This is a genomic window from Ferrovibrio sp., assembly GCF_964218355.1.
In the GTDB taxonomy this organism is placed as follows: Bacteria; Pseudomonadota; Alphaproteobacteria; order Ferrovibrionales; family Ferrovibrionaceae; genus Ferrovibrio.
The window spans coordinates 82878-104813 of sequence record NZ_CAXPMC010000012.1 but is presented as its reverse complement, the minus strand read 5'-3'; the positions used below and the strand labels follow the sequence as shown (position 1 = coordinate 104813).

The window sequence follows — 21936 nt, the reverse complement described above, 5'->3', positions numbered from 1 at the left end:
TCCGGGCGGGCGGCGCAACGGTGCCGGTATATGCGGAACAGGCCGGAATATGCGCGCCCGCCATATATGCAGGCACGCGCTGAACGGGGGACGCCCACTCCGATATTCTGGGTTGCACCAGCCAGCGTTACCCGCCCCGGCATCGCCCATGCAATGGTTTGCGATAGCTCCCGGCGATTCCGTCTCCTAGGATGACCGCATACGGAATCGCACCCGGGAGGCAGGCAGCGGTGGATGAAATCGACTGGCTGGTGCATGAAGCCGAGGGCCGGCAAGCCCTGAGAGTCAGCGAGCGGACCGTGATCCGCGATTCGCAATGGGATGCCGAGATCGAGCGCATCGAGATCGGTCCCGGCATGCGGGTTTTCCTGACCGAGGTGACCGCACGCAGCGATATCGCCGTACAGCCGCGCGACACCGAAACGGTCCCCTGGATCAGCAGCAATGTTGCCGTATCCGGACTGGTCGAAATCGAGATGCCCGATGGCCTGCAGGTCGCCGCCGGACCGGACCAGGCCATATTGTTCCGGCCATCGGCCCGCAACCCGCGTTACCATGTTAAGGCACCACAGCGTCTGCGCCTCGCCGGCTATGCCCTCCGTGTCGACCGGGTGCGGCAGATCTTCGACGGCGTGCTGCCGCAGGCGCTGGCACCGCTGCTGGAGCCTGATGTGACGGCCAGCCGGATCATCCCCATGCAGGCGACCCGCCAGTTGCGCTCTCTGGCCGACAGCCTGTTTTCACCCGACCTGAACGGACCACTGCGCCACCTGTTCATCGAGGGCGCGGTGCTGCAGCTTCTGGCCCGCCAGATGGCAGGCCGGATCGGACAGCGGCGCGCTCTGGGCCGACAGGAACGCGAGGCGCTGGCAGCCGCCCATAGCCTGCTGCTGCTCGACATGAGGCAGCCACCAAGCCTCGGCGAACTGGCTGCGGCCGTGGGCCTGAGCGAGAAACGCCTGAACGCCGCCTTCCGCAGTGAATACGGCGGCACGGTGTTCGAGGTGCTGCGCAACCACCGCCTGGAGCACGCGCGGATCGCCCTGGAGGCCGGGGCGGCACCGATCAAGCAGATCGCCTTCCGTGTGGGCTACAACCACGTCACCAATTTCATCAATGCCTTCACCGCGCGCTATGGCATGCCGCCCGGACGCTATGCGGTGACTGCACCGGACAGGCGAGGCAGACCTCAGAGACGAATCACAACAGAAAATTGACTGGTGCCGCTAGCCCAGCATTTCCGGCAGGGTGACGATCTTCACCCCGGCCGCCTCGAGGCCGGCACGGACATGGCGGGCCATGGCAACGGCACCGGCGCTGTCGCCATGCACGCAGATCGAATCGACCGCGCAGGGAATGCGCTTGCCCGACACCGAGACGATCGCCTTTTCCTGCACCATGCGCAGGACATTGCCGAGCGCCGCCTCGTTGTCATGCACCATGGCATCGGGGCGGCCGCGCGGCACCAGGTTGCCGTCGTCGTCGTAATTGCGGTCGGCAAACACTTCCTGGGCCACCGGCAGGTTGGCCTTGCGACCGGCATCGACCATGGCCGAGCCGGCCGGCGCAAGGAAGATCAGGTCGCGCGACACCCCAGCGATGCCGCGCGCGATGGCGGCGGCCAGATCGGCATCCACCGCCGCCTTGTTGTTGATCGCGCCATGGGGTTTCACATGGGTGACCCTGCCGCCGCGGGTGGCCGCCACGCCGATCAGCGCGCCGACCTGGTAGGCGATCAGCGATTCGACCTCGCGGTTGCTCATGGTCATCGGCCGGCGGCCAAAACCCTGCAGGTCTGGATAGGATGGATGCGCGCCGATGGACACGCCGTTCTTCACGGCCTCGTCGACGGTCTGCTGCATCACCGTCCAGTCGCCGGCATGTAAGCCGCAGGCGACATTGGCGGATTTCACCACCGCCAGCATCGCCGCATCGTCGCCCATCTCCCAGGCACCGAAGCTTTCGCCCAGATCGCTGTTCAGGTTGACCTTGAGGTTGCTCATCGGCCTTCTCCGCTGACGGCATCCACCATGCCGCTGATCAGGTTCGTATTATATAGGGCGCCGAGATCGAGGCGCATATCCGGTTCCGCCGCCCGGATGGCGGCGACCAGGGCGCGGATGCGGACCTCCTGCTCGCGCCGGACGGCTTCCGCCTCGGCCACCGGGATGGCGGCAAAGCTGAGGACATCGCCCGGCTTCATGCGGCCGACCCGCGGCAGATCGGCGGAAATCACCGTGGCGATCTTGGTATAGCCGCCGGTGGTCTGCCGGTCGGCCATCAGGATGATCGGCCGGCCGTTGCCGGGAATCTGGATCGAGCCGGTGACCAGTCCTTCCGAAGCGATGTCGGCGCCCCTGGTATGCTCGACCGCCGGGCCGTCGAGCCGCAGGCCCATGCGGTCGGCTTCCTTGGTCACCGTGTAGGTGGCCGACAGGAAGGTGGACATACCGGCAGCCGTGAAGCGGTCCTGCTGCGGCCCGGGCACCACCCGCACCGGCCCGCTGCCGTAATCGAAACGCTCCGCCAGTTCCTGCTCGTCGGCTTCTGGCGCGGCGGCCAGCACCAGCGGCAGGCCGTCGCCGGCCTTCAGGGCCCGGCCCTCGAAGCCGCCAAGCCCGGCCCGCATGTAGGTCGACAGGCTGCCAAGGAACGGCGTGATCGCGAAGCCGCCCTGCACGGCAAGATAGGCAACGGCACCCTCTTCCACCGCGGCGACCGCCAGACGGTCGCCGCGTTTCAGCCGGTGGCTGCGCCATGGCCTGAGCATCCGCGCCTCGCCGCCATCGGCCGGCTGCAGGGTCAGTTTTGCGGCACCGGCCAGGGCGATGCGGATACTGTCGGCCCGCACGGCCAGGCTGGGGCCGAGATAGCCGATCTCCAGCGCGCCGGTGTTTTCCGGATTGCCCGCCAGCGCATTGGCCAGCCGCAGGGCCACCGGGTCCATGGCGCCGGCCACCGGCATGCCGCCGGCCTGGTGGCCCCAGCGGCCGAGATCCTGCAGTGAGGTCATCAGCCCCGGCGCAACGATATCGAGAAAGCCGGTCATGCTGTCACCTGCAGGGCGGCATAGTCGAAGCGCCCGGCCTCGACCTCGGCCAGCATGGCCTCGTATTCGGCAGCCGTGATCGCCCGGCAGGTCACCTCGTCGCCCGGCGCCAGCAGGGTCGGCTCGGCCCGCCCCGCGTCGAACAGCCTGAGCGGCGTGCGGCCGATCAGGTGCCAGCCGCCGGGGCTTTCCCACGGATAGATGGTGGTCATCGATTCGGCGATGGCGACCGAGCCCGGCGGCACCTTCAGCCGCGGTTCCTTGCGGCGCGGCAGCTGCAAAGCCGCCTCCAGCCCGCCCATATAGGCGAGACCCGGCATGAAGCCGAGCATGTAGACGAAGAACCGCCCGGCGGCATGGCGGGCCGCAACGTCTTCGGGTGCAAGCTTGCAGCGCTCGGCCACGTCGTTCAGGTCAGGGGCAAGATCGGGCGCGTAGCAGACCGGCAGGCGCCACAGCCGGCCGACATGCTCGGCCGCGGTCAGGTCCGGCAGCATGGCGCGGACCTTTGCTTCCAGGTCGACGCGGGCCGTGACCAGCGGATCATACTGCACCAGCAGCGCACGGAAGGACGGGATGGTCTCGATCACGCCGGGCAGGGCCGCCTCGCCCAGCGCCGCATGCAGGGCCATCACCATGGCATTCACGGCACGGTCGATCCCCTCGCCGAACTCGACGCTGAAGCCGGTATCGCCGAAATCACGGATCTGCGGGTAGCTGCCCATGCCCGATCAATAGCCGCGAAGCAGGTCAGGCCACAACCGGCAGAACCTCGATATCATAGGCATGGCCCATTTTCCGGCCCAGCACCGGGTCTTCCAGCTCCATCTCGAAGCGGCTGCCGGGCCGCACGCCGCCGATGGCGCCCAGCGTGCCGCCGAACATCAGGCTACCGGCGGGCAGAGAGGGCGCATTGCTGTAGCGCTGCATCAGGTCGGCCGGGCTGCGCAGGGCGGAGACGGCGCCTTCCTGGTACAGCACGCGGCTGCCGTCGATGGTGGTCCAGGCGCGCAGGACCAGGCTGTCCCAGTGCGGCGCCACTTCGTCATAGCGCCACAATTCGGTGCCCACCACCTTGGCACAGAGCTGCTTGGACAGGGCGACACCGGCGGCCTCGGCCTTGCGGTCGGTATGGTCGGAACCCAGCGTGATCCACAGGCCGTCGGCCAGCGAGACCACAACCGGCTCGACTTCGCCGGAGCTGTCGGGGCCCAGCACCTGCAGATGCGCGGTCTGGCTCAGCTGGCCGGCACCGATGCGGTAGAACAGCGGCACGGCGGAGGGCCGCGGCACGCCGATGGCGGCCAGCTCCTCGATATGATGCTCGATGGCGGCGGCATCGCGGCCGGCCCAGCCGGCAACGATCAGGGTGTCGATCTGTACGGCGACGCGGTCGCGGCGGTCGGCCCAGAGGCGGTCGAAAGTCAGCACGGGAAACCTCGCGGAAAAATCAGCCGAACAGACCCGGCAGCCACAGGGCGATGGCCGGGAAAAGGCCCAGCAGCAGGATCATGACGATCATCACGCCGACGAAAGGCACCGAACCGGCGATCACGTCATTCAGCGAACCCCTGCTGCGCAGCGACTGCACGACGAACAGGTTGAGGCCGACCGGCGGCGTGATCAGCGCCATCTCGATCAGGATCACCAGCACGACGCCGAACCAGACCGGATCGAAACCCAGGCCGAACATCACCGGCGCGACGATCGGAATCGTCGTGATCATCATCGACAGCGTTTCCATGAAGCAGCCGAGCAGCAGGTAGAAGATGACGACCGCAACCAGCATCTCGAATTTCGACAGGCCGAGCCCGGCGATGTAATCGGTCAGCATGGTGGTCAGACCGATGGCCGAGATCACGAAGTTCAGGAAATAGGCGGCAATGATGATCAGCATCACCATGGCGGTGGTGCGCATGGTGTTTTCCAGCACCTCCTTCATCATGGCGAAGCTGAGCTTGCCGAAGGCCCAGGCCAGCCCCAGAGCCGCGACGACGCCGAGCGAGGCCGCCTCGGTCGGCGTGGCAAGGCCGGCATAGATCGAGCCGACCACCACGAGAAAAATGCCCAGCGGTGGCACCAGATGCACCAGGCTGCGGATACGTTCGGCCCAGGTGGCGCTCATCGGCTTGCCGCCGAGGGCCGGTTTGGCCATGCAGAAAGCGGCAACCATCAGGATGAACAGCAGGGCCATGCCCAGGCCGGGAATGATGCCGGCCAGATAGAGGCGCGGAATGGAGGTGTCGGTCAGCACCGCATAGATGATGATGTTGATGGACGGCGGAATCAGGATGCCCAACGTGCCGCCTGCCGCCAGCGTGCCGAGGAACAGCCGCTCGCTGTAGCCGTGTTTCTCGACCAGCGGCAGGGCGACGGTGCCCACCGTGGCCGCGGTCGCCACCGACGAACCGGAGGTGGCGGCGAAGATGGCGCAGGCGCCGATATTGGAATGCATCAGGCCTCCCGGCATCCAGGACAGCCACTTCACCATCGCATCATACATCCGTTCGGCCACCCCGGCGCGCAGCAGGATTTCTCCCAGCAGCACAAACATCGGGATCGAGACCAGCAGGAAGTCCTTTGACGACGACCAGGCGACTTCGCCCAGCGCCAGGGTCAGCGGCATGGAGGAATAGATCTGGTCGAGCAGCAGCCCGAGCGTGCCGAGGGCGGCGGCCACCGGCAGGGCGGCAGCGAGCAGCGCGAGCAGCAGGATGAGCGAGGTCAGCAGCATGGATCAGGCCCGAGGCTTGAGGCTGGCGGTATGGGCGGCCTCGTCGGCGGCATCTTCCTCGATGGTGCGTGCGCCGGCCAGACGGCGCACGGCCGGCAGGTCACCGGTCAGCAAAGCCAGCAGCGCGCGCAGCAGCAGCGGCACGAGGGTGAAGATGAACAGCGCAAGGCCGGCCAGCCACAGCAGCTGCGGCATCCACAGCGGCGTGGCCAGCGGCGTGGTCGCCTTCGCATTGAAGGCCAGCGAGGTGTCGAGCACCGCCCAGGCCTGCCAGGTCAGCAGGCCGACGAACAGGCCCAGCGCCAGCAGGGCGGCGATGTCGAGGATGGCGCAGAGCGCCGCCGGCAGCCGGCTGTAGAGTGCGTCGACCCGGACATTGGCACGGCGCAGCAGGGTGAAGCCGAGTGCCCAGGTGGTTCCGATGGCGAAGGCATAACCCGACAATTCGTCGGAACCGCCCACGGTGACCAGGAACAGCTTGCGCAGCAGCACGTCGACGGCGACCAGGAAGGCGGAGGCGAGAATCAGGCCGCCGCCGAACCAGACGGCCCAGCGGGAGAAACGGTCGGCAAGGCCGAGCCAGCGGTCGAGCAGGAGCATGCAGCGCAGCCTAGCAGAAAGGGGGGGGCGGGGCCCGCAAGAGAATCCGGGCCCCGCCTGGGAACAGGCAGCTTACTTGGCGGCGGCGGTCAGGCCGACCACCTTGCCGATGCTGCCGTTGAAGGTGTCGACGCAGTCGCCCTGGCAGCGGGCGGCCCATTTCGGCAGCACGGTGTCGGCCAGCGCCTTCTTCAGCAGCGCCTTGTCAGCGTCCGAGACCGGCACGACGGTCATCTTCGCCTTGGTGCCCATGCTGCAGCTGTCCTTGCCGGCATTGCAGTCATAGCCCTGCTGGGTTTCTTCGGCGGCCGCCTTCCAGATGCTGTCCTCGAGGCCGGCAATCTCCTTCTCGAGGAAGCTGCGCACCTTCGGGTCGAGCTTCTGCCAGGTCTTGATGTTGACCGCATGCATCACATGGCTCCAGCCGAGCGGCAGGGCATAGATATGGGTCGCCACCTCGTACCACTTGGCCGAATTGCCCGACAGGGTGCCGGTGATGGCGCAGTCGACCACCTTGTTCTGCAGGGCCGGCACCACCTCGTTGAAGGCCAGCGTCACGCCGGTGCCGCCGAAGGCCTCGACGAATTCGGCCAGCGTGCGGTTGCCGGTGCGCACCTTCTTGCCCTTCAGGTCGGCAAGGCCCTTGATCTCTCCGCTGCAATACAGCACCTGGGCCGAATACGGCCAGATGCCAAGCACCTTGATGCCGAACTTCTCGCCGTAGAACTTGTCCAGCACCGGCTTGTAGGCATCCGAAACCTTGCGGGCGGTGGCGACGTCGGGCGACAGGCCGGCGAGGTCGACGGCCTCGTTGCGCGCGTCGTCGGCAGCAACATAGCCGAGCACGGTGGAGCCGAAATCGATGACGCCAAGGCGCATCAGGCGGAAGATCTCGGCGCCCTTCAGGCCCATCTCGTTGAACGGGGTGATCTCGGCCGAGACGGCGCCCTTCGACTTCTCTTCGATTTCCTTGGTCCAGAACGGCTGCTCGAAATTCTTGTACTGGGTCAGGTTGCCCCAGGCGCCGACGACCTTCAGCTTGGTCTGCGGCATATCCTGCGCTCCAGCGGTGCTCGCCACGGCGGCAGCCAGAATGCCGGCCAGGGCCAGGCTCTTGAACATGGTCTTCATGATATCCCCTCCAGGTTGGATGACTTACAGAACGGCAAGCCGGCTGTTGCGCAGGTCGGTGACCAGCATGTGGCCGGGTGCGTGGGTGATGCTGAATTCGGGCCTGACCGCGGCGATCACCGATTGCGGGGTGACGCCGCAGGCCCAGAAGACCGGCAGTTCGTCGGCCTTCACCGCGACCGGGTCGCCGTAATCGGGCTGCATGATGTCGGCAATACCGATCATCCCGGGCTTGCCGATATGCACCGGCGCGCCATGCACGGCCGGAAAGCGCGAGGTGATCTGCACCGCGCGGATGGCGTCGGCCGGCTTCAGCGGCCGCATGGAAACCACCAGCGGCCCGCGGAAGGGCCCGGCTGGCACGGTCTCGATGCTGGTGCGGTACATCGGCACGTTGGTGCCTTCATCGATATGGCGCAGGGCGATGCCGTCCTCGACCAGCGCTTCCTCGAAAGAGAACGAGCAGCCGATCACGAAAGCGACTAGATCGTCGCGCCAGACATCTTTCAGGTCGCGCACCTCGGCAACCGGCTCGCCGTTCTTCCAGACGCGGTAGAGCGGCAGGTCCGTACGGATGTCGAGGTCGGCGCCCAGGGCGGGCAGGCGCGGGGCGCCCGGCTCGCTGGCCGCCAGCAGCGGACAGGGTTTCGGGTTGAACTGGCAGAAGCGGAAGAAATCGTCGGCCAGCGCTTTCGGCAGGATGGCAAGGTTGCCCTGGACATAGCCCGGGGCGATACCGGCGGTGGGGCCGCGATGGGCGCCGCTGCGCACCGCCAGCCGCGCCTCGCGCCCGCTGGCAAAAATCCGCCCCTGCTGTACAGCACCGGCATTCATGAACTGCTTCCCCATCCCCTTATGTGACACCGGGGTTATCGCAGCATGGCGGCAGCGTGACTGTCCAATCGCGAGTTCGGATGGCGATTGATAAGAAAATCTTATCTCATGAATGCCTAGCGATTGCGCAGGCGCATACCGCGTTTTGCCTCCGCATTGGCCAGATCGCGCGCGATCTCGACCACCGCCTCGGCCAGGTAGCTGTCCGGCTTGACCGGATAGGTGGCAGCGAAGTTCAGATCGGGCAGATTCTGCTCAGCCCGCACAAGACGCAGGCGTTTTTCCGTCAGTTCGCGCCGGATCACCACCGGCGGGATCGCACTGATACCGATGCCATCGAGGGTCATCCGCACGATGGTGCTGAGCGAGGCATTGCCGTACATGCGCAGCTGCGGATAGTCGGAACGCGTCATCATCTCGCGCACCGTGATATAGGGCCGCGTGTTTCGTGGATAGGTGATGATCGGCCAGCGGGCCAGCATGCTCAGCGGCACCGGATCGGGCCCGAGATCCAGCGCCGGGCTCGCCACCCAGGCCAGCGGATAGCTCGACAGGGCGACATTCTTCATGCGCGGCTCGCTGACCGGGCCGAGCAGGAAGGCAATATCGAGCTGGTGCGAGACCAGCCGCTCGCGCAGCAGCGGCGAGGTATCCACCTCGATCTCCAGCGTCAGCGCCGGATAGACCGTATGCATGCGTTCGATCAGCTTCGCCAGCCAGGTATGCACGATGGTCTCGGCCACCCCCAGCCGCACGACGCCGCGCATGGATTTCTTTTCCCGCGCCGCCTGGAGCAGATCGGCGCGCAGCTGCAGCATGCGCTCGGCATAAGGCAGCAGCTCGACGCCCTTCGGCGTCAGCGCCACGCCGCGCGGTTCGCGGTCGAACAGCCTGACACCGAGATCGGCTTCCAGCAGGGCAATGCGCTGCGACACCGCCGGCTGGGTGGTGTTCAGCTTTTCGGCGGCGGCGCGGAAGCCGCCGAGATGGGCGACCCAGACAAAGGTCTCGAGATTGCGCAGGTCGGCCATCGCCGGAATCCTCTAATGGCAAAGCGCCCGCACTATAAGTCAGGCTTATCGGGTGGGCCAGTCCGGCCGCCGGCCATATGAAACGATTGTTTCAGTCATATGAGCAACAATGAATCATTTGTTGCATAAGCCCGGAGAATCGGGTTCCATGGCCCGCCATGGAAACCCGCCGCCTGGCCCGCCGGATCGCCGATGCCCTGCCGCAGCTGCCGCCGCGGCTGCAGGTGGCCGCCCGCCATGTGCTGGATCATCCGGACGACGTCGCCCTGCTGTCGATGCGCGAACTGGCCCGCCGGGCCGGCGTGCCGCCGGTGACCATGACCCGGCTGGCCCGCCAGCTTGGTTTCGACGATTACGCCGGCTTCCGCGATCTGCATGCGAAAGCCCTGCGCCGGCCCGCCCGCCCGCCGGAAACCGCGGATTTCAGCGCCCGCGCCGGCCTGATGCAGCGGCGCCAGCGCACCGGCGGCGATGCCGCGCTGGCCGGCCAGATCGGCGAGGCGATGGCCCGCCACCTGGCCAGCTTTGCGGCCGGCGAAGGCACCGCCGCGCTGGTGGCGGCAGCCCGGCTGGTCGGCCGGGCCCGGCGGATGTACTTCCTCGGCCTGCGTTCCTGCTATGCCGTCGCCTTCCACGCCGCCTATGTCTACGGCCTGTTCCGCGACAACGGCCTGCTGCTGGACGGCCCCGGCGATACCGGCATCGATGCCCTGCGCCACAGCGGCAAAGGTGACGTGCTGCTGGCCATCAGCGTCGCCCCCTATACCAGCGCGGCCGTCGAGCGGGTCCGCTATGCCGCCCAGCGCGGCGTCGCCGTCGTCGCCCTCACCGACAGCACGGCCTCGCCGATCGCCGCGGCCGCAACAGCCAGCATCCTGGTGCCGACCGACACGCCGTCTTTCTTCCATACCGTCACGCCGGCTTTTGTCGCCGCCGAATCGCTGATCGCCCTGGTCGCCGCCCATGGCGGCGACCGTGCGCTCGGCGCCATCCGGGATGCCGAGCGTCAGCTCGGCGCCTTTTCCGCCTACTGGTCCCCCCGCCGCAAACGAGCACAGGCATCATGAGCAGCCATATCCTGCACCGCCAGATCAACCACGATTATCCGGTCGCCGTCGGCGGCCAGGGCATCTACATCGAGGATGCCGCCGGCAAACGCTATATCGATGCCTCCGGCGGCGCCGCCGTCAGCTGTCTCGGCCACGGCCACCCGGATGTTACCCGCGTGCTGCAGGAACAGGCCGGCCGCATCGCCTATGCCCATACCAGCTTCTTCACCACCGAACCGGCCGAGCAGCTTGCCGATTACCTGGTCGGGACGGCTCCGAAGGGGATCAGCCACGTCTATTACGTTTCCGGCGGTTCGGAGGCGGTGGAAGCCGCGCTGAAGATGGCGCGCCAGTATTTCGTCGAGACCGGCCAGCCGCAGCGCCGGCATTTCATCGCCCGCCAGCAGAGCTACCACGGCAACACCGTCGGCGCCCTCAGCGTCGGCGGCAATGCCTGGCGCCGCCAGCAATTCGCCCCGATGCTGATCGAGGCCCATCACATTTCGCCCTGTTTCGAATATCGCGGCCGCCGCGACGACGAGACGCCGGAAGCCTATGGCCGCCGCATGGCCGACGAACTGGAAGCGAAGATTCTCGAACTGGGCAGCGACAGCGTGATCGCCTTCGTCGCCGAGCCGGTGGTCGGCGCCACACTGGGAGCCGTTGCCGCAGCACCGGGCTATTTCCGGCGCATCCGCGAGATCTGCGACAGATACGGCGTGCTGCTGATCCTCGACGAGGTGATGTGCGGCATGGGTCGTACCGGCAGCCTGCATGCCTGCGAGCAGGAAGGCATCGCCCCCGACATCATGACCATCGCCAAGGGTCTCGGCGGCGGGTACCAGCCGATCGGCGCGACGCTGCTGAGCCAGAAGACCTTCGATGCCTTCCGCAATGGTTCCGGCTTCTTCCAGCACGGCCATACCTATCTCGGTCATCCGATGGCCTGCGCCGCCGCTCTGGCGGTGCAGCAGGTGATCGTCCGCGACGGCCTGCTGGAAAACGTGAAGGCGATGGGCCTGTATCTGGCCGACCGCCTGCAGGAGCGTTTCGGCAATCACCGCCATGTCGGCGACATCCGCGGCCGCGGCCTGTTCCAGGCGATCGAACTGGTGCAGGACCGTGCCGGCAAGACCACCTTCGACCCGGCCCTGAAGCTGCATGCCCGCATCAAGAAAGAAGCCATGGCTGTCGGCCTGATGTGCTATCCGATGGGGGGCACCATCGATGGCCGGCATGGCGACCATGTCCTGCTGGCCCCGCCCTTCATCTGCAAGCGGCCGGATATCGATGCCATCGTCGACCGGCTGGGGGATGCCGTCGACAATGCCCTGCGGAGTGTTGCCTGATGTCCGTCGCACCGATCCTGCCTGCCGTGATGGCGCCGGCCATTGTCGCCGTGGCCCCGAACGGCGCCCGCAAGCTGAAGGCCGACCATCCGGCGGTACCGCTGAGCGCCGACGAACTCGGCCTCTGCGCCGCGCAATGTCTGGATGCCGGCGCCGCCATGATCCACCTGCATGTCCGCCAGCCGGATGGCCGCCATTCGCTGGATGCGGATCTCTACCGCGCCGCCATCGCCGCCGTGCGGCGCGAGGCCGGTGACGAACTGATCGTCCAGGCCACGTCGGAAGCGGCTGGTGTATATGACCGGCATGCGCAGATGGCCGCGATGCGCACCCTGATGCCGGAGGCCTGCAGCCTGGCAATCCGCGAGATCGCACCGGATGCCGCCAGCGAGGCGGATGCCGCCGCCTTCTTTGCCGACCTGCACAAGGCCGGCACGATGCTGCAGTATATCCTGTACAGCGACACCGACGTGCAGCGCTTCCGCGACCTGAAGGCGCGCGGCATCGTGCCGGGGAACCGGCATTTCGTGCTGTTCGTGCTGGGTCGCTATACTGCCGGGCAGAAATCCGAACCGGCCGACCTGCTGCCCTTCCTGCGGCACTGGACCGAGGCCGACGGCGCCTTCGCCGTCTGCGCCTTCGGTGCGAAGGAAGGCGCTTGCGCGCTGGCCGCGCTCGGCCTCGGGGGCCATGCGCGGATCGGCTTCGAGAACAACACCCTGCTGGCCGATGGCAGCGCCGCACCGGACAATGCCGCCCTAGTGCGCCAGACCGTGCAGCATGCCGGCCTGATGGGTCGCGCCATGGCCGATGCCGCCACGGCCCGCGAGATTCTGCGGCAGATGGCCTAGGCGGCGCGATGCGAGAAATCGGCCAGCGCAACCGGAGACGGACGCCCGGCAAGACCGGCGGCGATCACCGCCGCCGAGCCGAAAGCCAGCGTCAGCCCGAGTGCGCCATGGCCGGTATTCAGCAGCAGGCCGTCGATGCCGCAATCGCCCAGCAGCGGCAGCCCCTTCGGCGTCGCCGGACGCAGACCGCACCAGGGCCCGGTTTCCGGTGCGATGGCAGCCTGCGGGAAAGTTTCCCGCGCCTGCCGCGCCAGCTGGCCGAGCCGGGCGGGATCGATGCTGGCATCGGCACCGACCAGATCGGCCATGCCGGCCACCCGCAGCATGCCGCCCAGCCGCGCATAGACCACCTTGTGCAGGGTGTCGGTCACGCTGACCCGCGGCGCCGCGTCGTCATTGGCGATCGGCAGCGACAGGCTGTAGCCCTTGACCGGATAGATCGGCAGCGACAGGCCGATCCCTTCGGCCAGGGCCCGGCTCTCGAGGCCGGCCGCCAGCACATAGGCATCGGCCGTGAACAGGCCGGCATCGGTCTCGATCCCGGCCAGCCGGCGGCCGGTGCGATGCAGGCGCAGCACCCGGCGGCTGAACTGGAATTCCACGCCGCCCGCCGGGCCGGCCAGCCGCTCCGCCAGGCCGCGACACAGGGCATGGGGGTCGCAGGCTTCGTCATCTGGCGTGAAGATGCCGCCGGCAATGCGGCCGGCAATGCCGGCCAGGGCCGGCTCGATGGCGAGGCAGCCGTCGCGGCCGACCGCCTGCTGCCGGCAGCCGCGGGCATTCTGGAAATCCGCCTGCGCCTGCGCTGCTGCCAGCCCGGCCGCGGTGGAATACACCACCAGCTTGCCGCTGCGCGCCCAGGCGAAGTCGAGCTGCCGCACATCCTGCGCCGCATGCAGCTCGTCGCGGCTGAGGAATGCCAGCCGCAGCAGCTTTTCCGTGGTCGCCAGCGCCTCGCGCCGGGTGCAGGCGGCAAGGAATTTCAGCAGCCAGTGATACTGCCGCCAGTCAAGACCCGGGCGGAACCGCATCGGACTGTCGCGGCCGAACAGGTATTTCGGCAGCGCCGCCCAGACCGACGGATCCGCCATCGGCGCCACATAGGAATAACTGAGCTGCGCGCCGTTGGCGCGGCTGGCACCCTGCCCCGCGACCGGTGCACGGTCGATCACCCGCACGCGGTGGCCGTCCTGCGCCAGGCGGCGCGCCGTCGTCAGGCCGATCACACCGGCGCCGATCACGATGATATCCATGCCGCGACCATAACGATGACGGCCGCCGCCAGGCCACTGCGGATCGCGTCACCGGCCATACCTTCAGGTTATGCATTGACGGCCGCCGGCCGCCCGTATCACGGTGTGGCCGCCACGCTTTCCCGGATTTGCTCCATGCAGCTGCGCCATCTCGAAATCTTCCATGCCGTCATGCTGACCGGCACGATCACCGCCGCCGCCCGGCTGCTGAACATCTCGCAGCCGGCAGCCACCCGCCTGCTGCTGCGCGCCGAGGACCGGCTGGGCTACAAGCTGTTCGACCGCGTGAAGGGCCGCCTGCAGCCGACCCGCGAGGCGGCCATCCTGCATGCGGAAAGCGAGCGGCTGGTGGCAGGGCTGGAAAACCTGCTCAGGCTGTCGCGCAATCTCGGCAAGGCTACCAGCGGCCATCTGCGCATCGCCGCCGCCCCGGCCCTGTGCATCGCCCTGGTTCCCAACGCCATCGCCCGCTTCCGCCAGAAACACCGCCATGTCAGTTTCCAGGTTGAAACCCGGCAATATGCCGATCTGGTGCGGGTGGTGGCCACCCAGGAAGTCGATCTCGGCATCGGCTTCGACGTGCAGCCGCATCCGGGACTGGAGATCACGCCGCTGAGCGAGGCGCAGTTCTATGGGATTTTCCCGCACGAGCTGGCCGCCCGGCTGCCGGCCAGCGTGCCATTCGACCGCTTCGCGCGCGACACCTTCATCGGCCTGCGCTCGGATGATCCGCTCGGCGCCGCCTTCAGCGCGGCGGTCCGGCTGTCGGACACCGATCTCAAACCGGCCATCGAGGTTGGCACCAACCAGGTGGCACTCGCGCTGGTGGCGCAGGGTGCCGGCGTCGCCATTGTCGATCAGTATACGGCCGCCGCCCATGATCCGGCCAAGGTCGCCGTGCGGCCGCTCGATCCGCGCATCGGCTTCACCGTGCATGTGATGCGGCCGCGCCACCAGCCGGCCTCGCTGCCGGCGCGCAAATTCGTCGCCGCCCTGACCCAGGCGGAAAAGGCGATTTCCGCCGGGCTGCAGCGCCCGGCGCGCGGCGGCCGCCAGAGCCATGGACAATAGGCCGATGGGCAAGGGGACAATGGATACAATCCGCCTCTTGACGCCGCGCCCCGCCGTGGTGTCCATACCCGGAAGGTATGGCGCGGCGACCGATATGCATGCCGGTGCGGGAATGCAATCGGCTATGAGAGACGCCGGCCGCCATGTGCGCCGTCGCAAGCGCCGCCAGCGGCAGCACCCCCTGCGGGTCCGCCACTGCCGGCCGATCACCACCCAGGACAGAATCCAACAAGGAGGGATGACGTATGTCTCGGTTTAGCAAGCATCTGACGGGGGGTCTGCTGGGCGCGGCCCTGCTGGCGACCCTGCCGGGGACCGGCATCGCGCAGCAGAAATTCATCACCATCGGCACCGGCGGCGTGACCGGCGTCTACTACGCGGCCGGCGGCGCCATCTGCCGCCTGCTCAACAAGGACCGCAAGGCCCATGGCATCCGCTGCTCGGTCGAATCGACCGGCGGCTCGGCCTACAACATCAACACCATCAAGGCCGGCGAACTCGACTTCGGCATGGCCCAGTCGGATGTGCAGTACAATGCCGCCAAGGGCCAGGCCCAGTTCAAGGATGGCGGCGCCTATGGCGACCTGCGCGCCGTGTTCTCGGTGCATCCGGAGCCTTTCACCGTGCTGGCCCGCAAGGAAGCCGGCGTTTCCAAGTTCGAGGACTTCAAGGGCAAGCGCTTCAACGTCGGCAATCCCGGCTCGGGCACCCGCAACTCGATGGAAGAGCTGCTGAGCGCGATGGGCTGGAAGCTGTCGGATTTCTCGCTCGCCTCGGAGCTGAAGGCCGACGAGCAGGGCCCGGCGCTGTGCGACAACAAGATCGACGGCTTCTTCTACGGCGTCGGCCATCCGAATGCCAACATCCAGGATCCGACCACCACCTGCGGCGCCAAGCTGATCTCGCTGGAAGGCCCCGTGGTCGACAAGCTGGTGAAGGACAATTCCTACTACGCCTACGCCACCATCCCGGCCGGCATGTACAACAACAACCCGCAGGCCACCAAGACCTACGGCGTGCTGGCCACCCTGGTCAGCTCGACCAAGGTCGACGAGGCCACCGTCTACCAGCTGGTGAAGGCGGTGTTCGAGAATTTCGACGAATTCAAGAAGCTGCATCCGGCTTTCGGCCACCTCGATCCGAAGAACATGATCAAGGACGGCCTGTCGGCACCGCTGCATGCCGGTGCCGCGAAGTACTACAAGGAAAAGGGCTGGATGTAACCAGCACTGCCGGGAAAGGCCGGCCCGCTTGACGGCGGGCCGGCTTTTCTGTTTTCAGGAACCGAAAGGCCGCCAGGCGGGGGATCAGTACCATGACCGACACCAGGCAGGACGCGCACCGTCCGGATCTGAAGGAACTGGAGGAACTGGTCGCCGAATCGGATACCGGCAGCCGGCATCCGTCCGGCATCACCGGGCGCCTGCTGGTCGCCACCGCCATCTGCTGGTCGCTGTTTCAGCTGTGGTATGCCTCGCCGCTGCCTTTCATGTTCGGCATCCTGGTGCTGAACGACACCGAGGCCCGCGCCATCCATCTCGGCTTTGCCGTCTTCCTCGGCTTTGCCTGCTATCCCGCCTTCCGCCGCTCGCCGCGCGACCGCATCCCGCTGGCCGACTGGGCCATGGCCCTGATCGGCGCCTTCGCCGCCACCTATCTCTACACCCATTACCGCGCCCTCGCCGAACGGCCGGGCCAGCCGACCGACATGGATCTGGTCACTGCCGGCATCGGCCTGCTGCTGCTGCTGGAAACGGCCCGCCGCACGCTCGGCCCACCGATGGTGATCGTCGCCACCGTCTTCATCGCCTTCACCTTCGCCGGCCCGTGGATGCCCGACGCGATCCAGCACAAGGGCGCCTCGCTGACCAAGTTCCTGCAGCACCAGTGGCTGACCACCGAGGGCGTGTTCGGCGTGGCCCTCGGCGTCTCCACCGGCTTCGTCTTCCTGTTCGTGCTGTTCGGTTCGCTGCTCGAGAAGGCCGGGGCCGGCAACTACATCATGCAGATGTCCTTCGCCCTGCTCGGCCATCTGCGCGGCGGACCCGCCAAGGTGGCGGTCGTCTCCTCGGGCCTGACCGGGCTGATTTCCGGCTCGTCGGTCTCCAACGTGGTGTCGACCGGCATCTTCACCATCCCGATGATGAAGCGGGTCGGCCTGTCCGGCGTCAAGGCCGGCGCCATCGAGACCGCCTCCTCGGTAAACGGCCAGATCATGCCGCCGGTGATGGGCGCTGCCGCCTTCCTGATGGTAGAATATGTCGGCATCCCCTATTCGCAGATCGTCAAGCATGCCTTCCTGCCGGCGATCATCTCCTATATCGCGCTGTTCTACATGGTGCATCTGGAAGCGATGAAGGCCGGCCTCGAGCCGCTGAAGCGCAGCATGATGCGGCCGCTGAAAGAGCGGCTGATCCGCCAGGGCCTCGGCTGGAGCGGCAGCATCATCGTCATCTGCCTGCTGTATTACGCCATCCTTGCGCTCAAGGCCGCACTGGGCGATGCCGCACCATGGATCATCGGCGCCCTGGCGCTGGCCGGCTATGTCGCGCTGATCGGCTTCGCCGCCCGCTTCCCTGACCTCAAGCTGGACGATCCGAACGACCCGGTGATCCATCTCTACGAGGCCTGGGATGTCGCCCGCACCGGCTTCCATTTCCTGCTGCCGATCGGCGTGCTGCTGTGGTGCCTGATGGTCGAACAGATGTCGCCCGGCCTGTCGGCCTTCTGGGCCACCGCGACGATCATTGCCCTGCTGGTGACCCAGCAGCCGCTGTTCGCGCTGTTCCGCCGCCAGGGCAATCTCGGCGATGCGGTGATGATCGGCCTGCGCGACCTGTTCGACGGCCTCAATCTCGGCGCCCGCAACATGATCGGCATCGCCGCCGCCACCGCCACCGCCGGCATCATCGTCGGCACCGTGACGCTGACCGGCATGGGCCTGATGATGACCGACTTCGTCGAGTTCATCTCCGGCGGCAACATCATGCTGATGCTGATCCTGACCGCCTTCATCTGCCTGATCCTCGGCATGGGCATCCCGACCACCGCCAACTACATCCTGGTCGCCACCCTGATGGCGCCGGTAATCGTGGAACTGGGCGCCCAGGCCGGCATCCCGATCCCGCTGATCGCCGTGCATCTGTTCGTGTTCTATTTCGGCATCATGGCCGACGTCACCCCGCCGGTCGGGCTCGCCTCCTTCGCGGCTGCGGCGATCTCGGGCGAGAACCCGATCCGCACCGGCCTGCAGGGCACCGTCTACAGCCTGCGCACCGCGGTGCTGCCCTTCCTGTTCATCTTCAATCCGCAGATCCTGCTGATCGGCCTCGAAGGCTGGGCCGACACGCTGCTGGTGGTGGCTGCCTGTACGGTGGCCATGCTGGTCTTCTCGGCCGGAACACTCGGCTGGTTCCTGACCCGCAACCGGCTGTGGGAATCGGCGGCCCTGCTGCTGGCCTGTTTCACATTGTTCCGCCCGGGCTTCTGGCTCGACATGATCGCCGATCCCTACCGCCACGAACCGGCGGCGAAAATCTTCGAGATCGCCGAGACGCATCCGGCCCATGCCCGTTTCCATTTCGTCATCAGCGGCACCACCATCGAGGGCGACGACATCCGCAAGACGGTCAGCATCCCGCTCGGCGACCAGACGACCGGCCGCGCACGGCTGGCCGATTCCGGGGCCAGCTTCGTTGAACTGGGCGGCGACGTGCAGGTCGGCAATGTCCGGTTCGGCTCCTACGCCAAGCGCGTCGGGCTCGAGCCCGGCTTCAAGGTCGAGGAAGTGCTGGTCGATGCCGAGCGGCCGTCGAAATACTGGTTCTTCCTGCCCGCCCTGGCCCTGATCGGGCTGGTGGCGCTGCTGCAGCGCCGGCGGCGGACGGCCACAGCGTGACGAGAGGCGCGGCATGAAGAAGGCGGTCGTCCTCTGCTCCGGCGGCATCGATTCGGTGACGCTGGCCTGGAAGGTGGCAGCCGCCGGCGCGCTCGACCGGCTGGTCTCCTTCGATTACGGCCAGCGCCACAGCAAGGAGATCGAGCGGGCTGCGCTGGCGGCGGAAAAACTCGGCGTGCGCCACGATGTGGTCAATATCCGCGAACTGGCCCGCTTCCTGACGTCTTCGGCGCTGATCGGCGGCGGCGAAACCGCCGTGCCCGACGGGCATTATGCGGAAGACAACATGAAGGCCACCGTGGTGCCGAACCGCAATGCCATCATGCTGACCATCGCCTTCGGCATCGCCGCCGGCGCGAAGGCCGATGCGGTCGGCATCGCCGTGCATGCCGGCGACCATTTCATCTATCCCGACTGCCGCCCGGCCTTCGTCGAGGCCTTCCGCGCCATGCAGGACTGCGCGCTGGAGGATATGTGGGACGTGGCGCTCTATGCCCCCTTCACCGGCACCGACAAGGCCGGCATCGTGCGCGAGGGGCTGGCGCTCGGCGTGCCCTACGGCATCACCTGGAGCTGCTACAAGGGCGGCGACAGGCATTGCGGCCGCTGTGGCACCTGCGTCGAACGCCGCGAGGCCTTCCACCTGGCCGGCGCGCCCGACCCGACCGACTACGAAGATCCGGATTACTGGCTGGAAGCCATCGCCGCCATGCAGGCAAAAAGAAACGGCGCCTGAACGGCGCCGTTTTCCGTTTCCGGCTTCGTCGCCGCGTCAGGCCGGCTGGATGCCGCGCCGTTCGTCGCGGTCGCGCAGCAGGCGGATCAGCGGCACCGACAGCAGAACCATCCAGGCCTTGCCGATGATCTGGCCGGCCAGATAGTCGAGGCTGCCGAAGGCGAGATAGAGGAACAGCACCGAGTCGACGCAGAGGCCGACCAGGCTGGAGGCGACCACCGCCAGCACCAGGCCGCGCTTCTGCAGCGGCGTGTAGACGGCGAAATCGGCCAGTTCCGACAGCATGAAGGCCACCATCGAGGCGGCGACCAGGGCCGGCGGTGCCACCAGGCCGGACAGCGCCGCGCCGATGGCGATGGCCCCCAGTGTCCACAGCTTGCCCAGCCGGCGCTGCACCATGTCGCGCAGCACCAGGGCCAGACCGATCATCAGCACGCCGCTCGGCGCCGTAATGCCACCCGGCGCAACCGGGATGAGGCAGGGCCCCTGCGGCACGCAGACCGTGCCAACATGGCCGATCAGCCAGTTGGCTGCCGGTACGCAGGCGATGAAGCCGGCCAGAAAGGCATAACCCTCAAGACGCACGCGGTCCATTCACAAGCTCCGGGTTCCGGGGAGGAAACGCCGCGGATATACGGCGGGCCGCGCCGGTGCGCAACCCCGGCACCGCTAGCCCCTGATCCGCAACAGCTTTTCGCCCGTCTTTTCGCCTGTCGCGGCCAGCCCGTGCCGGGCCCGCCCGGACCGCGGCTACGCTGCGGCCATGCCTGCCCAGGGCTGCCCCATCTCGGCCATGCCGATCCGCGCGCCATCGGCGCCGATCAGCACCGCGCTCGGGCAGGCATAGGTCAGCGGGAACGGCACCCGCGGCCGTTCCACGGCTTTCGGGAACCGGGCGGTCACGGCGGCGCGGACAGCCGGATCGAGCTGGGGATCCAGCACCGGCTGGCCCGGCACCGAGGCATCGATGCGCGGCTGCAGGAAGGCATCCTCCAGCGGCATCCGGTAATCGACCAGGAAAGACAGCAGCTGCATCACCGCCGGCAGGATGCGGCGACCACCGGAGGCGCCGATCGCCAGCCACGGCGCACCATCGGCCAGTGCCAGCACCGGCAGCATGTTGCTCAGCGGCCGCTTGCCGGCACCGATGGAATTGGGCCGGCCCGGCCGCGGGTCGAACCACATGATGCCGTTATTCATCGGCACGCCGGTTTCCGGCAGCACCACCCGGCTGCCGAAGACCGACAGCAGGGTCTGGGTCACCGAGGCCATGTTGCCGTCGCGGTCGATGATGCAGAAATGCGTGGTGCAGCCGCCCTGGTTCTCGGTATCGCCCATACCGGCCAGCCGTTTCTCGTAAGCCTCGGTCAGGGCTTCGGCATAGGCAACGAAACTGGCCGGGCCGGGGCTGCCGGCGCCGCGCGGCAGCCGGGCCTGCACGATCTCCAGCGCATCGCGCAGGGTCGGCCCCGCCGTCAGGCCCGGCGGCAGCAGCAGCGTGCGGTCGCCATAGCCGTATTGCAGCGGTGCGAGCAGCCGGGCCTGGTAACCCGCCAGATCGGCCGCCGCGATCTTCGAACCGCCGGCCGACAGGTCCGCCACCAGCTTCGCCGCCAGCGCCCCGTCGTAATAGTCGCGGGCACCGGCTGCCGAAAGCCGCTGCAGGGTCGCCAACAGGGCCGGATTGCGCAGCCGTGCCGCCGTCCCCGCCAGATCGGCCGAAGGAGCGAAACCGTCCGGCAGGAATGTCGCGCGCGAGGCCGGAAACCGGGCCAGATCCTTTGCGGCACTGGCAATCACCAGGCTGAGGAACCAGTCGATCTCGGTGCCTTCCTGCGCCAGTTCGATGGCCGGGCCCAGGCTCTGCTGCCAGCTGCGGGTGCCGAAGGTCTCCAGCGCCAGCCGCATGCCATCGGGCTGTCCCGGCACGGCGATCGACGGGTAGCCGAGGATGTTGCGATCCTCGGCGACGGCGGGCCAGCCGAACAGGTCGCCGCCGGTGCCTTCCGCCAGCGGATAGGCCGCCGGATCCAGCGCGGCGGCACTGATCATGCCGAAATCGATCACATGGCCCTGTTTTTTCCGTGCATCCCAGACCTGCATGAAGCCGCCACCGCCGATGCCGCTCATCCAGGGTTCCAGCACGCCCAGCGCGAATGCCGTCGCCACGGCGGCATCCACCGCATTGCCGCCCGCCCGCAATACGCCGGCGCCGATATCGGCCGCCTTCTGGTTCTGCGCGGCGACGACGCCGTTGGCGGACCGGACCGCTTCCTTGGTGAAACGGAGGGCGCGGCTGAGATTCTGTGACATCGGTTTCCTGTCTCCTGCTTATGCAAGCCTGTGCCAC

General features: G+C 67.5%; 20 protein-coding genes. 8 read left to right on the top strand and 12 right to left on the bottom strand.

Translation table 11 applies throughout. From position 1 onward, the window contains the following. The first annotated feature begins 230 nt into the window (after positions 1-230). A complete protein-coding gene (locus tag ACEQZY_RS07875) occupies positions 231-1217 on the top strand; it encodes a helix-turn-helix transcriptional regulator (protein ID WP_341704730.1) in 987 nt (328 codons plus the stop codon). 9 nt (positions 1218-1226) lie between these two features. On the opposite strand, the gene ACEQZY_RS07870 is transcribed toward ACEQZY_RS07875, so the two are convergent. The 9 genes from ACEQZY_RS07870 to ACEQZY_RS07830 form a co-directional block, all read right to left on the bottom strand. After that, on the bottom strand, positions 1227-2003 hold the full coding sequence (locus tag ACEQZY_RS07870; RefSeq protein WP_341704731.1) for a 5-oxoprolinase subunit PxpA: 777 nt from the start codon (positions 2001-2003) through the stop codon (positions 1227-1229). Further along, complete coding sequence (locus ACEQZY_RS07865) at positions 2000-3049, bottom strand: biotin-dependent carboxyltransferase family protein (protein ID WP_341704732.1); 1050 nt, start codon at positions 3047-3049, stop codon at positions 2000-2002. Before ACEQZY_RS07865 ends, ACEQZY_RS07870 begins: the two co-directional genes overlap by 4 nt. Further along, on the bottom strand, positions 3046-3774 hold the full coding sequence (pxpB, locus tag ACEQZY_RS07860; RefSeq protein WP_341704733.1) for a 5-oxoprolinase subunit PxpB: 729 nt from the start codon (positions 3772-3774) through the stop codon (positions 3046-3048). The genes ACEQZY_RS07865 and pxpB overlap by 4 nt, the downstream gene beginning before the upstream one ends. A 25-nt stretch (positions 3775-3799) precedes the next feature. Continuing rightward, the gene (locus ACEQZY_RS07855; RefSeq protein ID WP_341704734.1) at positions 3800-4480 is read right to left on the bottom strand and encodes a DUF2848 domain-containing protein; all 681 of its coding nucleotides are present in this window, start codon (positions 4478-4480) and stop codon (positions 3800-3802) included. Positions 4481-4499: 19 nt separating this feature from the next. Further along, positions 4500-5783, bottom strand: coding sequence for a TRAP transporter large permease (locus ACEQZY_RS07850; RefSeq protein WP_370153453.1), 1284 nt, complete (start codon positions 5781-5783; stop codon positions 4500-4502). 3 nt (positions 5784-5786) lie between these two features. Further along, entirely contained in the window at positions 5787-6383 is a 597-nt protein-coding gene (locus ACEQZY_RS07845; RefSeq protein WP_370153451.1) for a TRAP transporter small permease subunit, read from the bottom strand. A gap of 72 nt (positions 6384-6455) precedes the next feature. Next, positions 6456-7514 carry a TRAP transporter substrate-binding protein gene (locus tag ACEQZY_RS07840; RefSeq protein WP_341704737.1) on the bottom strand — a complete coding sequence of 353 codons (1059 nt, stop codon included), beginning with the start codon at positions 7512-7514 and terminating at the stop codon, positions 6456-6458. 24 nt (positions 7515-7538) lie between these two features. Further along, positions 7539-8348 (bottom strand): putative hydro-lyase, encoded by an 810-nt coding sequence (locus ACEQZY_RS07835; protein ID WP_370153450.1) that lies wholly within the window; start codon positions 8346-8348, stop codon positions 7539-7541. A 116-nt stretch (positions 8349-8464) separates the two neighbouring features. Continuing rightward, positions 8465-9379, bottom strand: a complete 915-nt coding sequence (locus ACEQZY_RS07830) for a LysR family transcriptional regulator (RefSeq protein WP_341704739.1) — start codon at positions 9377-9379, stop codon at positions 8465-8467. A gap of 158 nt (positions 9380-9537) precedes the next feature. Here ACEQZY_RS07830 and ACEQZY_RS07825 point away from each other — a divergent pair, with 158 nt between their 5' ends. From ACEQZY_RS07825 to ACEQZY_RS07815, 3 genes are read left to right on the top strand one after another with little or no spacing between them, the layout of a single operon-like run. Beyond that, positions 9538-10446 (top strand): MurR/RpiR family transcriptional regulator, encoded by a 909-nt coding sequence (locus ACEQZY_RS07825; RefSeq protein WP_370153448.1) that lies wholly within the window; start codon positions 9538-9540, stop codon positions 10444-10446. Further along, entirely contained in the window at positions 10443-11777 is a 1335-nt protein-coding gene (locus ACEQZY_RS07820) for an aspartate aminotransferase family protein (RefSeq protein WP_370153447.1), read from the top strand. The genes ACEQZY_RS07825 and ACEQZY_RS07820 overlap by 4 nt, the downstream gene beginning before the upstream one ends. Further along, entirely contained in the window at positions 11777-12628 is an 852-nt protein-coding gene (locus tag ACEQZY_RS07815) for a 3-keto-5-aminohexanoate cleavage protein (protein WP_341703766.1), read from the top strand. The genes ACEQZY_RS07820 and ACEQZY_RS07815 overlap by 1 nt, the downstream gene beginning before the upstream one ends. Here ACEQZY_RS07815 and ACEQZY_RS07810 read toward each other — a convergent pair. After that, on the bottom strand, positions 12625-13881 hold the full coding sequence (locus tag ACEQZY_RS07810; protein WP_370153446.1) for a D-amino acid dehydrogenase: 1257 nt from the start codon (positions 13879-13881) through the stop codon (positions 12625-12627). The genes ACEQZY_RS07815 and ACEQZY_RS07810 overlap by 4 nt on opposite strands. 135 nt (positions 13882-14016) lie before the next feature. On the opposite strand from ACEQZY_RS07810, the gene ACEQZY_RS07805 reads away from it, so the two are divergent. From ACEQZY_RS07805 to queC, 4 genes are all read left to right on the top strand, one after another. Further along, a complete protein-coding gene (locus ACEQZY_RS07805; protein WP_370153444.1) occupies positions 14017-14952 on the top strand; it encodes a LysR substrate-binding domain-containing protein in 936 nt (311 codons plus the stop codon). A gap of 245 nt (positions 14953-15197) precedes the next feature. Beyond that, positions 15198-16175: a TAXI family TRAP transporter solute-binding subunit gene (locus ACEQZY_RS07800; protein WP_370153442.1), complete on the top strand. Its 978-nt coding sequence runs from the start codon at positions 15198-15200 to the stop codon at positions 16173-16175. 92 nt (positions 16176-16267) lie between these two features. Beyond that, positions 16268-18850, top strand: a complete 2583-nt coding sequence (locus ACEQZY_RS07795; protein ID WP_370153440.1) for a TRAP transporter permease — start codon at positions 16268-16270, stop codon at positions 18848-18850. Positions 18851-18863: 13 nt separating this feature from the next. Further along, entirely contained in the window at positions 18864-19586 is a 723-nt protein-coding gene (gene queC / locus ACEQZY_RS07790; RefSeq protein WP_341703771.1) for a 7-cyano-7-deazaguanine synthase QueC, read from the top strand. Positions 19587-19622: 36 nt separating this feature from the next. On the opposite strand, the gene ACEQZY_RS07785 is transcribed toward queC, so the two are convergent. Both ACEQZY_RS07785 and ACEQZY_RS07780 read right to left on the bottom strand, forming a co-directional pair. Next, a complete protein-coding gene (locus ACEQZY_RS07785; protein WP_341703772.1) occupies positions 19623-20180 on the bottom strand; it encodes a VUT family protein in 558 nt (185 codons plus the stop codon). 156 nt (positions 20181-20336) lie between these two features. Continuing rightward, a complete protein-coding gene (locus tag ACEQZY_RS07780) occupies positions 20337-21899 on the bottom strand; it encodes a gamma-glutamyltransferase family protein (RefSeq protein WP_370153438.1) in 1563 nt (520 codons plus the stop codon). Positions 21900-21936 lie beyond the last annotated feature (37 nt).

Excerpts from the sequence above, each read along its gene's own strand:
- ACEQZY_RS07870 (WP_341704731.1), bottom strand. The coding sequence starts at position 2,003 with ATGAGCAACCTCAAGGTCAACCTGAACAGCGATCTGGGCGAAAGCTTC.
- ACEQZY_RS07865 (WP_341704732.1), bottom strand. The coding sequence starts at position 3,049 with ATGACCGGCTTTCTCGATATCGTTGCGCCGGGGCTGATGACCTCACTG.
- pxpB (WP_341704733.1), bottom strand. The coding sequence starts at position 3,774 with ATGGGCAGCTACCCGCAGATCCGTGATTTCGGCGATACCGGCTTCAGC.
- ACEQZY_RS07850 (WP_370153453.1), bottom strand. The coding sequence starts at position 5,783 with ATGCTGCTGACCTCGCTCATCCTGCTGCTCGCGCTGCTCGCTGCCGCC.
- ACEQZY_RS07845 (WP_370153451.1), bottom strand. The coding sequence starts at position 6,383 with ATGCTCCTGCTCGACCGCTGGCTCGGCCTTGCCGACCGTTTCTCCCGC.
- ACEQZY_RS07840 (WP_341704737.1), bottom strand. The coding sequence starts at position 7,514 with ATGAAGACCATGTTCAAGAGCCTGGCCCTGGCCGGCATTCTGGCTGCC.
- ACEQZY_RS07835 (WP_370153450.1), bottom strand. The coding sequence starts at position 8,348 with ATGAATGCCGGTGCTGTACAGCAGGGGCGGATTTTTGCCAGCGGGCGC.
- ACEQZY_RS07830 (WP_341704739.1), bottom strand. The coding sequence starts at position 9,379 with ATGGCCGACCTGCGCAATCTCGAGACCTTTGTCTGGGTCGCCCATCTC.
- ACEQZY_RS07825 (WP_370153448.1), top strand. The coding sequence starts at position 9,538 with ATGGAAACCCGCCGCCTGGCCCGCCGGATCGCCGATGCCCTGCCGCAG.
- ACEQZY_RS07820 (WP_370153447.1), top strand. The coding sequence starts at position 10,443 with ATGAGCAGCCATATCCTGCACCGCCAGATCAACCACGATTATCCGGTC.
- ACEQZY_RS07815 (WP_341703766.1), top strand. The coding sequence starts at position 11,777 with ATGTCCGTCGCACCGATCCTGCCTGCCGTGATGGCGCCGGCCATTGTC.
- ACEQZY_RS07810 (WP_370153446.1), bottom strand. The coding sequence starts at position 13,881 with ATGGATATCATCGTGATCGGCGCCGGTGTGATCGGCCTGACGACGGCG.
- ACEQZY_RS07805 (WP_370153444.1), top strand. The coding sequence starts at position 14,017 with ATGCAGCTGCGCCATCTCGAAATCTTCCATGCCGTCATGCTGACCGGC.
- ACEQZY_RS07800 (WP_370153442.1), top strand. The coding sequence starts at position 15,198 with ATGTCTCGGTTTAGCAAGCATCTGACGGGGGGTCTGCTGGGCGCGGCC.
- ACEQZY_RS07795 (WP_370153440.1), top strand. The coding sequence starts at position 16,268 with ATGACCGACACCAGGCAGGACGCGCACCGTCCGGATCTGAAGGAACTG.
- queC (WP_341703771.1), top strand. The coding sequence starts at position 18,864 with ATGAAGAAGGCGGTCGTCCTCTGCTCCGGCGGCATCGATTCGGTGACG.
- ACEQZY_RS07785 (WP_341703772.1), bottom strand. The coding sequence starts at position 20,180 with ATGGACCGCGTGCGTCTTGAGGGTTATGCCTTTCTGGCCGGCTTCATC.
- ACEQZY_RS07780 (WP_370153438.1), bottom strand. The coding sequence starts at position 21,899 with ATGTCACAGAATCTCAGCCGCGCCCTCCGTTTCACCAAGGAAGCGGTC.